This is a genomic window from Streptomyces sp. NPDC047061, assembly GCF_040643955.1.
GTDB lineage: Bacteria > Actinomycetota > Actinomycetes > Streptomycetales > Streptomycetaceae > Streptomyces.
Genome location: NZ_JBEYVI010000001.1, coordinates 192,284 through 207,285, shown reverse-complemented (window position 1 = coordinate 207,285; position 15,002 = coordinate 192,284). Strand labels below are relative to the sequence as shown.

Below are 15,002 nucleotides of genomic sequence, written 5' to 3'. Positions count from 1 at the left end.
GCACCGGGGCGTGCGGCGTGAGCGGCGCCGCCCGTGCCCTAGTGAGCCCGGTCGGAACGCTGGTGAAGCGATCCGTCCGCGTGCTCGCCGGCGATGTAGTCGCAGGCACGCGCGGTGAGCGCCATGATCGTCAGGGTCGGGCCCACTCCGCCGTTCGACACATAGGAACTGGCGTCCGTGACGAAGAGGTTGGGGATGTCCCATGCCTGGTTGTATTCGTTGAGGATCGACTTGGCGGGGTCGCTGCCCATCCGTGCGCCGCCGCATTCGTGGATCGCTGCGCCCATGGCCAGGCTCCGCTTGATCCCGATGCGGAAGATCGCTCGGCTGACCGGGTCGGCGTTGGGCCAGATCTTCCGCGAGTCCAGGCCGAGTGCCGAGGCCGCGAAGTTGACGCGGTAGCCGCTTGCTTCGGCCATCTCACGCAGGCCGCGGACCTGAGCACGCATCAGGGCACGCTCGTTGTCGGTGATCGCGAGGTGGATCCGCGGGATGGGAATGCCCCACGCGTCGGTGCGGCGGGGATGCACGCTGATGCGGTTGCCGTAGTAGGGCAGCATCTCGCCGAACCCCATGAGCCCGACGACGCCCCCGGCGCCTTCCGGGACAGGCATCCGGCCGATGGTTCCCTGCACCGACCAGCCGCGGGCGAAGTCGGTTGACGTGGTGCCGTCGACGTTGTCGAAGTGAGGGATGTAGACGCCGCCGATGGGCGGGTAGTACGGGTCGGCCGGCGCCTGATCCGTCACCTCGGATCCGGGGTGGTTGGGATCATCCCCGAACAGCAGGCTCGGGGTCTGGTCCATGAAGTAGTGCCCGAGGAGACCGGAAGAGTTGGCCAGCCCGTCGGGGTGCGCGTCGTTGGCGGAGTTCAGCAGGAGCCGGACCGACTCGATGGCCGACGCACACGTCACGACGACATCCGCGTACACCCGGTGCTGGCTCTTCGTGTTCTGGTCGATGAAGACCGCGCCGTCGGCGAGGCCTGTCTTCGGGTTGACGGTGATCTTCTGCACGATCGCATCGGTGCGGGTGGTCAGCCGTCCTGTCTTGCGGGCGGCGACGATCCCGAGGGGGACGCGGTGCAAGTTGGGGGCCGCATACCGCCAGGGTGTGACGTGACGGTCCGGCCACCGGCCCTCGACTGTGGCCTTGAACTCCTTCTCCGCTGCTGTCAGCAGGGACGGCCCGCGGTACTTGCCGTCCGGGAGGTTGGGCAGGCCGTCGCTGGTGCCGTACAGGCCCAGGAACTCCTCGACCCGGTCGTAGTAGGGGGCGAGGTCGGCGTAGGTGATGGGCCAGTCCTCGCCGTGTCCGTCACGCGATGCGGCTTTGAACTCGTGGTCGGAGGAACGCAGCAGCACTCGCCCGTAGGCGTGGAGCCGTCCGCCGAGCTGGCGGCCACGGATCCACAGGAATTCGCTGTCGGACGCGTAGGGGTGCTTGAAGTCGTTGACGAGGAACGGGCTGGTCTGTTCCTTGAACATGGCCCGGCGGGCCTGGACGTACTGTCCCTTGAAGCCGGCGCGGAGCCGGCCGCCGAGGCTGATGCTCATCGCCTGGGGCTGCGTTTCGGGCGGCGGAGTGAAGTCGGCCTCGCTGATGTCACGGCCGGCCTCCAGGAGCAGCACCTCGAGGCCTCGCTCCGTCAGCTCCTTCACGGCGATGCTACCCGCCGCGCCGGATCCGATGACCATGGCGTCGTAGCGCTTGTCGAGAGACGTCATGGTCAGCACCCGCCCTGCGCTCGGGCGGACACGCAGGGCCGGGCACCGGCAGGCTCCAGGGTCGCGCTGCCGGAGGCCATCTCCTTGCGGGGGGCGCGCTTTGTTTTCACGATCCTTCAACTCTTCTCTGCTGTGGGGCTAGGGTCCTCGCCCGTCGGGGCGGCTCCGGTCGTCCGGATGAATGACGGCGGTCCTACGCCGTCGGACCCCGTACCTCACGCAGACCGAGCCTCTGGCTGCGCTCCCAGGCGCCGAAGACCAGGCCCTGGAGGGTGTGCGGCGTGCCCGCTCCTGGACAGGGAGTCGTCCGCGGAGGCTTACGGCTCGAGCTCTCGGCCGAGTTCCGCATGTCTGTCACCTTGCCTTTCCGCTCAACTGTCCGACTCCCGTCCGAGACTTTCCGCCTGCCCTACGCGTCGAGCGGGACGGCTTCCTGCTTGTGGGGCTGCCTGAACAGCAGGGCCCAGATCAGGGCGGCCAGGAGGGCCGAGCCGATGGGCAGCGTCCACACCGCGCTCCAGTCAGCGGCAACGCTGTGGGCTTGGGCGCCCACGGTCGCGTCGTAGATCCGGCCGGAGGCGTAGGAGCCGATGCACTGTCCGAAGCCGGACACGACGAGGATGAGCATGCCCTGGGCCTGCGCCATCAGTTCGACGGGCGCCACCTGACCGACGTACATGGCCGCCAGGACCAGGAAGAAGTCGTTGCAGATGCCCTGGAGCACGATGGCGGCGATCGCGGCCGCGTGGCCAGCGTCCGCGGCTTGGATGAAGAAAGCCAGGCGCACGCCCCACATGCACATGCCTGCGAACAGCGCCCACTTCATGCCGACGTGCTTGAGGACGAAGGGGACAGTCACGATGAAGGCAACCTCAGCCGCCTGGCCGAGCGCGAGGGTGCCGGCGACGTTGGAGAAGCCCAGCGCGCCGAGGTAGGGGGAGGCGTAGGTGTTGTACACGCCGAGGGAGACGGAGGTGAACAGGGCGCAGACCATGAGGACGGCGTAGTTGCGGTGACGCAGCAGCCGGAACGCCTTCGCCCCGACGAGGTCTCCGACCGCGAAGCGGACTCCCCTGGCGGGCGGCGGGGTGTTGGGCAGCGTGAACGAGTACAGGCCCAGGGCGAAGCTCATGGCGGCCGTGACGTAGAAGAGGTTGACCGAGGACGACAGGCCCATCCAGCCGACAGCGAACCCGGCGACCACCCAGCCAACGGTTCCGAAGACCCGGATGTAGGGGAACCTCTTCTGGTTCGCGCCCAGGTGGCGGAAGGCGATGGCGTTGGTCAGACCGAGCGTGGGCTGGAAGAACAGCATGTAGACGAAGATCAGGCCGAGGACGAGGCCGCCCGCACGGGCGCTGACCACGGCCGGCAGGAACAGCATGACCGCGCCGCCCAACAGATGGGCGAGGCCGAGTGCCTTCTGCGAGGACAGGAAGCGGTCGCCCACCGCTCCCAGGAGCATCGGCGAGACAATCGCGGCGACGGCGGCCAGGGTGAAGGCGGTGCCGATGATGGTGGGCAGCCCGTTGGTCGCGAGGACCAGGCCGACGGTGGCGAACCAGGAGCCGAAGACGGCGAACTCGAGCAGCATCATGACGACAAGCTGCACGAACATCTTCGTGTCGCCGCTGCCCAATGCATCCGGTGCCGACGCAGAAACGTCGGCGGCATCGGCTGTCGGCTTTTCCTGGCTAACGTCCGTCAGTTGACTTCTCATCATTGAGATCCTTAGACCATTCGAGTTCTGAACATTCTGAATCTGCGCAGACTGGTACCCGGAAGGCGGCCTGGCAGATGTTGTCAGCGATCAGCGCTCGTAGGGGTGCTGTCACGCCCGGGGCCTGGTGTCCCCGCGGCTGGGGGCGCGCAGCCGACACTGCGCCTATATGCCGTTTCTATGGTGTTTCACAGAAGGGGAATATTCGGCTCGCGACGGCTCGCGTCATGCAGATGAACGTCCCGTTCGGGCGAACTGCGAGGTGCTGTGGGCACTTCGAGCCACCCTTGACTTCAGCCATCGTATAAACGGCGTTCAGCTTGTCAATGATTTCGTGCTCGACCATTCGGAACTCGAATGGTCTGATGGAGGCGGGCCCATGCGGGCAGGGCGCTGGCGCCCCGGCCGGTCTCGGTGAGCACCATGGCCAGGCCTCCGAACAGGACCGAGTCCTCCCCCAAAACGGCTGGCAGGAACCGGATCGAGGGGGAAACGGCTTTGAGGCTCTGCACTTCGACAGAGGACACAAGACTGTCGAAGAGCAAGGGGCCCGCTTCGCGCAGGACGCCCCCGATGGCGACCACGCTGGGGGCCATGAGTTTGGCCGTGTTGGCGAAGGCACGCCCCAGGTGGCGGCCCGCCTCGTACAGGACGCGGCGGCAGGCCGGGTCGCCGTGGCGCGCGTGGTCGATGACCTCACGCAGGGAGGTGAGGGCGTGTCCCGACTCCTTGAGAGCGAGCAGGATTGAGTGTTCGGAGACAAAGGCGGTCAGGCATCCGCGGCTGCCGCAAAAGCAGACGGGTCCGTCGGGCTGCAGGACCAGGTGCCCGATCTCGCCTGCCAGGCCGTCGCCGCCGCGGTAGATCCGTCCGTCGATGACGAGGCCGCCGCCGATGCCTTCGGAGCACATCACGTACAGAAAGTCCGCTGCGCCCTGTCCCGCTCCCCAGGTCCATTCAGCCAGCGCGGCGAGATTGGCGTCGTTCTCGGCGTGCACGGGCACGCCGAGTGCTTCTTGCAAGGTCTCGGCGACGACGACGTCGCGCCACGCGGGCAGTTGGCGGCGCGCCCAGGAGGTCACCGCTCCGGTGGCCCGGGCAAGGGGAGCCTGCATGCCCACCGCCACACCGGCGAGATCCTCCGTACGCAGACCCGCCTGCGCGGCCAGTGAGCGGACGGTGTCGACGACCAGGTCAGGGTCGCCGCCTCCCCTTTCTCCCTTTTCCTTCTCAGTGTCCACCGTGAACGTGAGCGCGGTGTCGAACCGCGCTTGGGCCGTGAAGTCGAACAGTGCGACGCGCAGCGAGGCGACATTAACCTGTACCGCGGCGATGGCGCCGTGGCTCGAGACAAGAGCGACCAGCGACTCACGCCCGTTGACCGGGCGGATCTGGGCGACACCCTGCTGGCGCAGGGTTTTGACGATGCTGTTGACCGTCGCCGGTGACAGCTGTGTCGAGCGTGCCAGTGCGGCCTGGGAGGAGGGGCCGTTCAGACGCAGGGCCTCCAGGACCCGTCGCGTGTTGCCCTGCCGGACGCCCGAAGACGTCTTCGATGTGCGGCCGGGGGCCGCGTCGCTGCCGTCCGCGCTTTGATCCACCGCACGACCATACGTCGCAGCCGCTGTTCCGGCGCCAGCGTTGCGGTGCGACTGGACAGGTCCCGCAGAAGGGCTCACTGGTTGCTGAACGCCGCGTCGAAGGCGGCCTGGGGCAGCGGCCACAGCGCGGAGCGGATCCTACCGACGGCCTCGGCCGCCCCGTGCAGCCGGTCCATGCCAGCGTCCTCCCACTCCACGGAGATCGGTCCCTGGTAGCCGATGGCAGCCAGGGCGCGGAAAGCATCCTCCCAGGGGACGTCCCCGTGACCGGTGGAGACGAAGTCCCAGCCGCGCCGGGGATCACCCCAGGCGAGGTGGGAGCCGAGAACGCCGGCCCGTCCGTTGGGCGGGCGCAGGCGGGTGTCCTTGCAGTCGACGTGATAGATGCGGTCGGCGAAGTCGGTGATGAAGCCGACGGGGTCGATGTTCTGCCACATCAAGTGGGACGGGTCCCAGTTGAAACCGAACGCCGTACGGCGGCCGATCGCCTCCAGGGCGCGCACGCTGGTCCAGTAGTCGTAAGCGATCTCGGAGGGGTGCACCTCGTGCGCGAAGCGCACGCCCTCGGAGTCGAAGACGTCCAGGATCGGGTTCCAGCGGCGCGCGAAGTCCTCGTATCCGTCGTCGATGACCTGCTGGGACACGGGTGGGAACATCGCCATGTACTTCCAGATCTTCGACCCGGTGAACCCCACCACGGTGTCGGCGCCCAGCTTTCGCGCGACACGCGCGGCCCGCTTCATGTCCTCGGCCGCCCGCTGCCGCACGCCCTCCGCCTCGCCGTCCCCCCAGATCTGCGGGCGCAGGATCGCCTGGTGCCGGAAGTCGATCGGGTCATCGCACACGGCCTGCCCGCCGAGGTGATGGGAGATCGCCCAGACCTTCAGGCCGTGGCGGTCAAGGATGTCCAGGCGGCCTTTGACGTAGTCCGGGTCGGCTTCGGCCCGGACGAGGTCGAGATGGTCGCCAGAGGCGGCGATCTCCAGTCCGTCATAGCCCCACTGGCTGGCCAGCCGGGCCACCTCTTCGAAGGGCAGGTCCGCCCACTGTCCGGTGAACAGGGTCACCGGCTGGCGGGCCGGTTCGGGGTTCTGCTGGGTCATTCGGCCTCCTTGGTAATCGCCGCGACTTTAGCTTAATCTGAGCAAAAGTCCACGATCGAGCGGCCTCTCTATGCCGATATTTCGATCACTTCATGCACTAGCCCTGCAAGGGCAGAGGGTGAGACGTGCTATGGGTCATCTCCGCGTCGCCGTCGTCGGCACCGGTTTCATGGGGGCCGTCCACGCACGGTCCGCCGTCGCGGCGGGCGGCGAGGTCGTGGGCTTCGTGGGGTCGACCCCCGAGAAGGGCCGGCAGGCCGCGGCGCGGTTCGGCGCCGACCGCGGCTTCGACTCGATCGGGGACGCTCTGCGGTTCGGGGTGGACGTGGTGCATGTGTGCACGCCCAACGCTACGCACGCCGAGATCTGCCGCGCCGCGCTCACCGCCGGCGTGCCGGTCGTCTGCGAGAAGCCGCTGGCCACCGACGCGGCCACCGCGCAGGAACTGACCGCAATGGCGGCCGAGCGGAATCTCGTCACCGCCGTGCCGTTCGTGTACCGGTACTACGCCTCCGTACGCGAGGCGCGGGCCCGCATCACGGATCCGGGGCACCGGCCGCCGTGGCTCATCCACGGCAGCTATCTGCAGGACTGGCTCGCCGACGCGGACACGACCAACTGGCGGGTCGATCCGGCCGACGGGGGCGCCACCCGCGCGTTCGGGGACATCGGGGTTCACTGGTGCGACCTGGCCGAGTTCGTCACCGGCCAGCGCATCACCCGCGTGAACGCCGCCTTCGCGCGGGCGGTTGCCGCAAGGCCGGCCGCGGACGGCACGGTGCGGCCCGTCGCCACCGAGGACGGGGCGGTGGTCACGTTCGAGACCGACGCCGGCGCCATCGGCTCGGTCGTGGTCAGCCAGGCGTCCGCCGGCTACAAGAACGCGCTGTCCTTCTCCTTCGATGGCCCCGACGCCAGCTATGCCTTCCGCCAGGAGACCCCGGAGTCCCTGTGGATCGGCGGCCGCGACAGCCATCAGGTGCTGATGCGGGACCCGTCCCGGCCCGGAGCTCCCGTGGGCCGTTCGGCCGTCCTTCCCGCCGGTCATCCGCAGGGCTACTACGAGTGCTTCGCCGACTTCGTCGCCGACACCTACGCCGCGATCGGCGGGGAGCAGGTCGAAGGACTGCCGACGTTCACCGACGGGCTCCGGGCCGCGCGCCTCGCCCAGGCGGTCGTCGATTCGGCGCGCGACGGCGGCTGGGTGGACATCGATATAGACGCCGCGCGGGGCCACTAACCCATGCCGAGCGTCTGTACCGCAGAATATGTGACTGCTATACAGGACGGGCTGTGCCGGATCACTCATGGAGGAGTGCCCTATGGCGTCCCGTCCCGGTCCCGGTCGCATCGCGCTAGCCAGCTACATCGGCAGCGTGATCGAGTGGTACGACTTCAACATCTACGGCCTGGCGGCCGCCCTGGTGTTCAGCAGGCAGTTCTTCCCGGAGCTGTCCGATACGGGTGGCACGCTCGCCTCGCTCGCCGCATTCGCGGTCGGGTTCGTCGCACGGCCGCTCGGAGCGCTGGTGGCCGGTCACTTCGGGGACCGTCTCGGACGCAAGTCCATGCTGGTGCTCTCCCTGCTCACCATGGGGGTTGCCACGACGGCCATCGGGCTGCTGCCCACCTACGCGGTGATCGGGGTGTGGGCGCCGGTCCTGTTGGTCGCGCTCCGGCTGGTGCAGGGCATCGGAGTGGGCGGGGAGTGGGGCGGCGCCGCACTCATGGCTGTCGAGCACGCACCACCGAACCGGCGCGCGCTGTACGGTGCGTTCCCCCAGATCGGCATCCCCACCGGCATCCTCGTCTCTCAACTGGCGTTCCTGCTCATGACGCAGGTCTTCTCCAACGCGGCGATGCGGGCCTGGGCCTGGCGTCTGCCGTTCCTCTTCAGTGCGGTGCTCATCGCGGTCGGCCTGTTGGTGCGGCTGTCGATCGCGGAGACGGAGGAGTTCCAGGACGCCCGCCGGAACCAGGACATCGCACGAATTCCCCTCGTCGAGGTCTTCCGCCGCTCGCCCTTGCAGGTGCTGTCGGGAAGCCTGCTTTCCTTGGCCGGCCCGACGCTGGGCACGTTCCTGTCCGTCTACATGGTCAGTTACGGCACCCGGCAGCTGGACTTGGACTCCGGCACCATGCTCTGGATCAGCGTGACGCTCAGTGTGCCGTGGATGGCGATGATGCTCGGTGCCGGGCGGGCCAGTGACCGCCTGGGCAGGAAGCGGATGTTCATGGCCGGGACCGGTCTCGCCGTCATCGCCGTAGGACCGATGTTCCTGCTGGTGAACACCGCGACCGTGCCGTTGGTCTTCGCGGGCTTGCTGCTGATCGCGCTCGCTAACTCCCTCATCAACGGCGCCCAGCCGGCCATGCTCACCTTGATGTTCCCGGCGGCCGTCCGCTACAGCGGGGCGTCGCTGTGCTATCAGATCGGCTCCATCGTTGGCGGCGGCATCGTGCCGCTCCTGGCGGAGTCCCTCTACACCCGCTCCGGCACCTCGACTGCGGTCGCCGCGCTGATCGGCGGTGTGTGCGCGGTCAGTCTGCTGGCCGTGGTTCCCGTCCGGCGTGCACTGCTCGATGTGGGCATCACCTCGGCCGACTCGGACAGTCCGGTGCGGGACGCATCGGACACCGAGGCGCTTCCACAGCGCCCGTAGGCCACACAGCGTCCTGCCTCTCACCCTGGACAACCACTCTCATCCGCAGTCAGAGAGCGAGACGGCATGTGCACGACCTGCGAAACGATTGGACCTGGCATCATGCGCCTCGAACCAATCAACGTCCGGCAGTGGACGAAATGGGCCCACCAAGGGCACGAGAGCGAAGCGGTTGTCGGTCGGGACCTGCTCCGCATCCCGTTGGCGGGTTGATCTTCCGTGTATGCCCTCTAGGTGACTCTGGCGAAGTCCTCGTCGCGCGCACGACTGCCACGAGGACTGCCGTGAGGAAGCCACCGCCCCAGCATGTCGGATTGCAGCAGTTCGTCAATGGCCAGGGTAGCCGCGCCGATGACGCCTTCCCGACGGTCGAGGCTGACCTCGGCAATGACAAGCTCGTCCGTGGCCAGCGGCAGGGACCGTCTGACGACGGCATCGGCCAGAGGCTCGCGGAACACCCGGCCCGCCTGCGCCAGCAGGCCGGCCAGATAGACCGTGGAGGGGTTGAAGACGCTGACGAGGATCGCCAGTTGGGCACCGATAAGCTCACCGGCCCTGGCCACGAGTTCGGTGCACACCGGGTCCTCTAGCCGGCAGCCGTCGAGTACGTCGGTGACGACCAGGGGCGCCGCGGACCGCTCCAGCCGTTCGGCCAGGAACCGGCTGCGTCCCGTCAGGCCCGCAGCACGCGCGTCCCGGGCCAGGGCCCAGCCTCCCGCGAAGGCTTCCAGGCATCCGAACTTGCCGCAACGGCACTTGGTGCGGGACTCATCGGCCACGATGGTGTGACCGAGGTCGCCAGCGGCGCCCCGGGCACCCCGGTGCAGCCGGCCCCTGGAGACCAGCCCCAGCCCGATACCGGTGCTCGCCTTGACGAGCAGGACATTGTCGCCGACAGAGGCGCGTGTCCGGCTCCAGGCTCCAAGCGCCATCAGGTTGGCGTCGTTGTCGACCCATGCCGGCACCTGGTAGTGCGCCTCCAGCCGGTCCCGCAGGGGGAAACCGTGCCAGCCCGACATGATCGGAGGCTGCACGACCGTCCCCTGCGCGAAGTCGACCGGCCCCGGCACGCCCACGCACACCCCCCACAGCCGGTCTTGGCCTTCCCGGGTGAGCAGGTGCGCGGACACCGTGTGCAAGGTGGCCAGGGAAGTCTCGGGGCCTGCGTCGATGTCCGAGTCCACACGACGGTCGGCGAGGATGGTGCCGTCGAGATCGGTGACGGCCACGTGCAGGTGGGTTGCGCCGAAAACCGCGCCGATGACGACGGCCCGGCCCGGCGTGATCCGCAGGACGCGGGATGGCCGGCCGCCTGTGGAGGGAGCGGGCTCGCCCTCGGCCACGAGTCCCTCCTGGATCGCCTGGTCCACCCGCTGGGTAATGATCGTGCGGCCCAGTCCGGTGCGACGGCTCAGGTCCGGCCGGGTCACGGCCGAACCGCTCCTGATCATGCTCAGGATCAGCGAGAGCGTCTGGGTGTGATCAGTCATTCAGCGTTGTCTCCATCGGCCGGGCCGAGACGCCCCGCCGACCATCATGTGCGCACGCGATGGTCGGGCCCTGGCGCTTCCTCGGAGGAGGACTCGGCAGGACGAGCTTATGGTTCTGCCCTCACACGCTTCGAGCTGCCAGAGACCGAACGAGACAGGCGCGGTGCAAGTACCCGGCATGCGAAGCTGACCGCATGGAAACCCCACCCGACCGCCTCGGCGAGATGCCGCCGCTGGGCGACCGCGCGACGCCCGCCTATCCGATCGCCTCGGTGGACAACACACTGCGCATCCTGCTGCTGCTCAGCGAGCGCAACCGGCTGAACCTGGCAGACGTGGCCGCAGAGCTGGGCATCGCCCGATCGAGCGCGCACCGGCTCATGGCGATGCTCACCTACTACGACTTCGTGCGCCAGGACTCCGCTTCCCGGGCGTTTCGGCCGGGGCCCGCTCTCGTCGATGTCGGGCTGTCAGCTGTGCGCGCCCTGGACATCCGGGTCCTGGCCAGGCCGATCCTGACCGAGCTTGCCGCCTCGACGGAGATGACCGCTCATCTCGCTCTGCCCCGCGGCCGGGACGTCCTCTACGTCGACGGGGTGGAAAGCCGCCGCACCATCCGGGCTGCGCTGCGGACCGGTGACACGCTGCCGGCCCACGTCACCGGCGTGGGCAAGGCACTTCTGGCAACGCTGAGCGATGACCAGCTGCGCCAGCTCTACCGCGACGCGCCTCCGCAGGCCCTGACGGAGAAGTCCATTGCGAGTGTCGAGGCGCTGCTTGAGCAGATGCACATCGCGCGCGGTGCCGGCTATGCCGTCAACCGCGGGGAGAGCGAGCCTGGTGTCCTCTCCCTGGGTGTCGCGGTCAGCCTGCCGGAGCCGGGCATGTTCGCCGGCCTCGGCCTGGTCTGTCCGGAGGCAGCGGCCGATGCCGAGTGGGAGTCGCGTATCGCCGCACAGCTGAAGGCGGCGGCCGCGGACTTGGCGAAGGAGATGAACGCCTACCGGCCCTGAGCCAGGTGTTCCTTCGCGGCGCCTGGCCAGCCGGCTCCGGTTCGGCCGGCGCGCCAGGCGGCCGCGACCCGTACAGCGTCCCGGTTGGCCGGCACGTTGTGCACCCTGATCCCCCAGGCGCCCGCTGCGGCGGCGAGCGCAGAGACCGCAGTGGTGGCAGCGTCCCGTTCGGTCGCGGGAGCTGGGGAGGGGGTGTCGTGCAGGGTGGTGAGAAAGGATTTCCTGGACGCTCCGACCAGGACGGGCAAGCCGAGCGCGGTGAGGGCCGAAAGGTGTGCCAAAAGTGCCCAGTCGTGTTCGGGGCGCTTGGCGAATCCCAGACCGGGATCAAGCACGATCTGCTCCTCGCGCACGCCCCGGCCGCTCAGTTCCTGGATGCGTCGGCATAGTTCCCCGGGCACGTCCTGCACGACGTCCTGATAGTCGGCGTGGCGTTGCATGAGGTGGCTGGGCGCACGCCAGTGCATGACGACGTAGGGCATTCCGGTATCCGCGACGATGTCCGCCATACGCGGATCGGCGAGTCCCCCGCTGACGTCGTTGACCATGGAAGCGCCGGCGTTCACAGCGGCCTGGGCGACCGAGGCGTGCATGGTGTCGATGCTGACGCGGACGCCGCCGGCAGCGAGTTCGCGTACGACGGGTAGAACGCGGGCGAGTTCCTCCCTTTCCGGCACGGGGCGGGCTCCGGGACGGGTCGATTCCCCGCCGACGTCGACGATGTCGGCGCCATCCGCGGCCAGCGCAAAGCCGTGCTCGACCGCGTGCGCGGTGTCGGCGTGGAGGCCGCCGTCTGAGAACGAGTCCGGGGTCACGTTGAGGATGCCCATGACGACGCACGCGGCGCCTCGAGGCAGCCCTTGTCCTGTCGCGGGCGGCGTGGGCACGGTGTCGGTGGCGGCTGGTATCAGCGGCACAGCTGCTCCTGCTCGAACGCCAGCATGGTGTTGGCCAGCAGCGTGGCGATGGTCATCGGGCCGACTCCGCCGGGCACGGGGGTGAGCAGTCCGGCGATCCCCTGCAGCTCCCGGGTGCGGACGTCACCTTGCAGGCCGTTGTCGGTGCGGTGGATGCCGATGTCCACGACCCGGCGCCCGGTTTGACGTGCTCGGCGCCGATGAGGCCGCACACGCCCGTCGCCACGATGAGGATGCCGGCCAGCCGGGTCAGGGCGGGCAGGTCTGCCGTGTGCTTGTGGGCGACGGTGACGGTGGCGTCCCGTTGCAGGAGCATCCGGGCCATGGGGCGTCCGACCAGTTCGGAGTGGCCCACCACGACGGCGTGCGCGCCTCGCAGTTCGATCTGGGCGGCGTCCAGCAGGCGCAGCACCCCGGCCGGCGTGCACGGGCGAAGGCCGTCCGCTCCCCTGGCCAGCAGCCCGGCGCTGGTGGTGGTCAGTCCGTCGACGTCCTTGCCGACCGGAATGCGGTCGATCAGTGCTGCGGCATCCAGGCCCTTGGGGAGCGGGAGCTGGAGCAGGATTCCGGACACGTCGGGATCGTCGGCGAGTTCGTCGATGACGGCTGCCACCTCGGCGTGGTCAGCGTGCTGCGGCAGGGCGCGGTGCACGTCGCGCATGCCCGCCTCGCGGATCGCGCGCCGCTTGGCGGCCACGTACACGGCGCTGGCCGGGTCGTCGCCGACCAGGATGGTGGCCAGGCCCGGCACCCGTCGGCAGGTGCGTGCCATGCGGGCGACGTCCTGGGTCACCCGTGCCCGGATGGAGCGGGCCGCCGCTTTCCCGTCGAGGAAAGTGGTCATGACGGCCGCCTCCGCGCGCCATGCCGTGGGGCCTTTCATGCGAAGACAATCGTGTGATTGCCGTGGCGGACGACCCGGTCCTCGGCGTGCCAGAGCACGGCCCGGGAGAGCACCGCGCGCTCGACGTCGGCGCCGCGGCGCCGGAGGTCGGCGGTGGTGTCGGCGTGGGTGACCCTGACGACGTCCTGTTCGATGATCGGGCCCTCGTCGAGGTCCTCGGTGACGTAGTGGGCGGTGGCACCAATGAGCTTCACCCCGCGCTCCTTGGCCTTGTTGTAGGGGCCAGCACCGATGAAGGCAGGCAGAAAGGAGTGGTGGATGTTGATGATGGGCACGCCGACCTGCTGGATGAAGTCGCCGGAGAGGATCTGCATGTAGCGGGCCAGGACGACGAAGTCGACGTTGTCCTTCAGCAGCCGCAGGTGTTCGGCCTCGGCCGCCGACTTGTCCGGGCCCATGGAGGGCACGTGGAAGAAGGGAATCCCGAAGGTACGGACCTCTTCCGCGGTGTCGGGATGGTTGGAGACCACCATGGAAACGCTGACCGGCAGTTCGCCGCGCCGGTGCCGCCACAGCAGGTCGAGCAGGCAGTGATCGGACTTGGACGCGAAGATCGCAACCCGCTTGGGCACCGACATGTCGCGCAGGGTGAAGTCGAGTTCGAAGTCCTTCGCCAGTTCGTCCTGAAGCTCCTGGCGTATGTCCGGCAGGGCTGCCTGGAGGCCGTCGAGCGCGAACAGGGTGCGTTGGAAGAACGCGCCGGTGTCCGGGACGGAATACTGGTCGAGCGAGAGGATGTTGGCGCCGCGGCGGCTGAGCAGGGTGCCGACGGCGCCGACGATGCCTACTCGGTCGGTGCCCTGCACGATCAGCGAAGCGTGATGGGGGGAGGCGGTGTGCTGCGGCGCGCGGGCCGGTGCCTGCTGAGCCACGGTCACTTCAGGCCCTCCTTGGTGCGAAAGTCGTCGATCCAGGTAGAGGTGGCGCCCAGTCCACCGAAGGTATAGAAGTGCAGCTTGACCTCGCCGTGGGTGGCGGCGTCGTACCGGTGGGCCAAGTCGTGGAGGAACCGGTCTGGGCCGGCCGTTCCCATGAGGTTGGTCAGGGACAGGCCGTATTTGCGGGCTATGGACGTACTGGTGCCGACACCGAAGCGTGCGGCGTAGGACAGCAGTCGCCTGACCCCGGCGGGGCCGGGCACGCCGACCCGTACCGGTAGGTCGATACCGCGCTCGCGCAGCTGCTCGATCCAGGTCAGCACGGGCTCGGCATCGAATCCGAACTGGGTGATGATGTCGCCCGCGAGGCCCTCTGCGGCCAGGAGCGCCGCCTTCCGCTCCAGCGCCGCCCACAGCTCCGCCTGCCGGATCTGCGGATGTCCCTCCGGATATCCGCTCATGCCGACCTGCTGGATGCCGTACTTCTGCAGCAGCCCGGAGCGGATGACGTCGAAGGAGTCCGTATAAGGGCCGTACGGCTGGGCTGGGTCGCCACCGACGACGAAGACGCTCTTCTGCGTGCCGGAGTCCCGCAGGGCGGCGAGGAACTCTTCGAGCTGTTCCTGGGAGCCCAGTCGACGGGCAGAGACATGGGGTACGGGTACGAAGCCGAGTTCCTGGACCGACTGTGCTGCGGTAAGCCGCAGTGGCAGGTCCTCGTTGCCCAAATAGGTCACGTTAATGCGGGTGCCCGCGGGGATCGACTCGGCGGCAGTGTGCAGTCTCGGGGTGTCCTTACCTGTCATCTCCAGCGAGAAGTCCCGCAGCAGCAGGGCCGCTCCGGCGACTTGGGGAGTGGAAACGGTGGTCATCGTGCTCCTTGCTCGCTCAGGCAGCGGCGCGGTGGACGGCATGAACGGTTGAGGGCATGCGGTGTAAGGCCTGCACCCAGCGCGATAGCGGGCGCGTTGGGTATCGGCGGTTTC

General features: G+C 68.6%; 11 protein-coding genes and 1 pseudogene. 3 read left to right on the top strand and 9 right to left on the bottom strand.

The genetic code is table 11. From position 1 onward, the window contains the following. Positions 1-38: 38 nt before the first annotated feature. From ABZ887_RS00910 to ABZ887_RS00895, 4 genes are all read right to left on the bottom strand, one after another. Positions 39-1,727 carry a GMC family oxidoreductase gene (locus ABZ887_RS00910; RefSeq protein ID WP_361281427.1) on the bottom strand — a complete coding sequence of 563 codons (1,689 nt, stop codon included), beginning with the start codon at positions 1,725-1,727 and terminating at the stop codon, positions 39-41. A 409-nt stretch (positions 1,728-2,136) separates the two neighbouring features. Beyond that, the gene (locus tag ABZ887_RS00905) at positions 2,137-3,345 is read right to left on the bottom strand and encodes an MFS transporter (RefSeq protein ID WP_361281425.1); all 1,209 of its coding nucleotides are present in this window, start codon (positions 3,343-3,345) and stop codon (positions 2,137-2,139) included. A gap of 425 nt (positions 3,346-3,770) precedes the next feature. Next, positions 3,771-5,048, bottom strand: a complete 1,278-nt coding sequence (locus ABZ887_RS00900) for an ROK family transcriptional regulator (RefSeq protein ID WP_361281423.1) — start codon at positions 5,046-5,048, stop codon at positions 3,771-3,773. A 74-nt stretch (positions 5,049-5,122) separates the two neighbouring features. Then, the gene (locus ABZ887_RS00895) at positions 5,123-6,151 is read right to left on the bottom strand and encodes a sugar phosphate isomerase/epimerase (RefSeq protein ID WP_361281421.1); all 1,029 of its coding nucleotides are present in this window, start codon (positions 6,149-6,151) and stop codon (positions 5,123-5,125) included. A gap of 130 nt (positions 6,152-6,281) precedes the next feature. On the opposite strand from ABZ887_RS00895, the gene ABZ887_RS00890 reads away from it, so the two are divergent. Both ABZ887_RS00890 and ABZ887_RS00885 read left to right on the top strand, forming a co-directional pair. Further along, positions 6,282-7,391, top strand: a complete 1,110-nt coding sequence (locus ABZ887_RS00890; protein WP_361281419.1) for a Gfo/Idh/MocA family oxidoreductase — start codon at positions 6,282-6,284, stop codon at positions 7,389-7,391. 82 nt (positions 7,392-7,473) lie between these two features. Then, a complete protein-coding gene (locus tag ABZ887_RS00885) occupies positions 7,474-8,814 on the top strand; it encodes an MFS transporter (protein WP_361281416.1) in 1,341 nt (446 codons plus the stop codon). A gap of 230 nt (positions 8,815-9,044) precedes the next feature. Here ABZ887_RS00885 and ABZ887_RS00880 read toward each other — a convergent pair whose 3' ends face one another. Then, positions 9,045-10,304, bottom strand: coding sequence for an ROK family protein (locus tag ABZ887_RS00880; protein ID WP_361281413.1), 1,260 nt, complete (start codon positions 10,302-10,304; stop codon positions 9,045-9,047). A 194-nt stretch (positions 10,305-10,498) separates the two neighbouring features. Between ABZ887_RS00880 and ABZ887_RS00875 the strand changes: the two genes are divergently transcribed. Beyond that, a complete protein-coding gene (locus ABZ887_RS00875; RefSeq protein ID WP_361281411.1) occupies positions 10,499-11,317 on the top strand; it encodes an IclR family transcriptional regulator in 819 nt (272 codons plus the stop codon). Here ABZ887_RS00875 and folP read toward each other — a convergent pair. From folP to ABZ887_RS00855, 4 genes and pseudogenes are all read right to left on the bottom strand, one after another. Beyond that, complete coding sequence (folP, locus tag ABZ887_RS00870) at positions 11,305-12,147, bottom strand: dihydropteroate synthase (RefSeq protein WP_361281408.1); 843 nt, start codon at positions 12,145-12,147, stop codon at positions 11,305-11,307. The two genes, ABZ887_RS00875 and folP, sit on opposite strands and share 13 nt — an antisense overlap. A gap of 77 nt (positions 12,148-12,224) precedes the next feature. Further along, positions 12,225-13,006 (bottom strand): annotated as a pseudogene (locus ABZ887_RS00865) (bifunctional 5,10-methylenetetrahydrofolate dehydrogenase/5,10-methenyltetrahydrofolate cyclohydrolase). 107 nt (positions 13,007-13,113) lie between these two features. Continuing rightward, positions 13,114-14,016, bottom strand: coding sequence for a formyltetrahydrofolate deformylase (gene purU, locus ABZ887_RS00860; protein WP_361281406.1), 903 nt, complete (start codon positions 14,014-14,016; stop codon positions 13,114-13,116). Beyond that, the gene (locus ABZ887_RS00855; protein ID WP_361281404.1) at positions 14,013-14,888 is read right to left on the bottom strand and encodes a methylenetetrahydrofolate reductase; all 876 of its coding nucleotides are present in this window, start codon (positions 14,886-14,888) and stop codon (positions 14,013-14,015) included. Before ABZ887_RS00855 ends, purU begins: the two co-directional genes overlap by 4 nt. Positions 14,889-15,002: the final 114 nt, after the last annotated feature.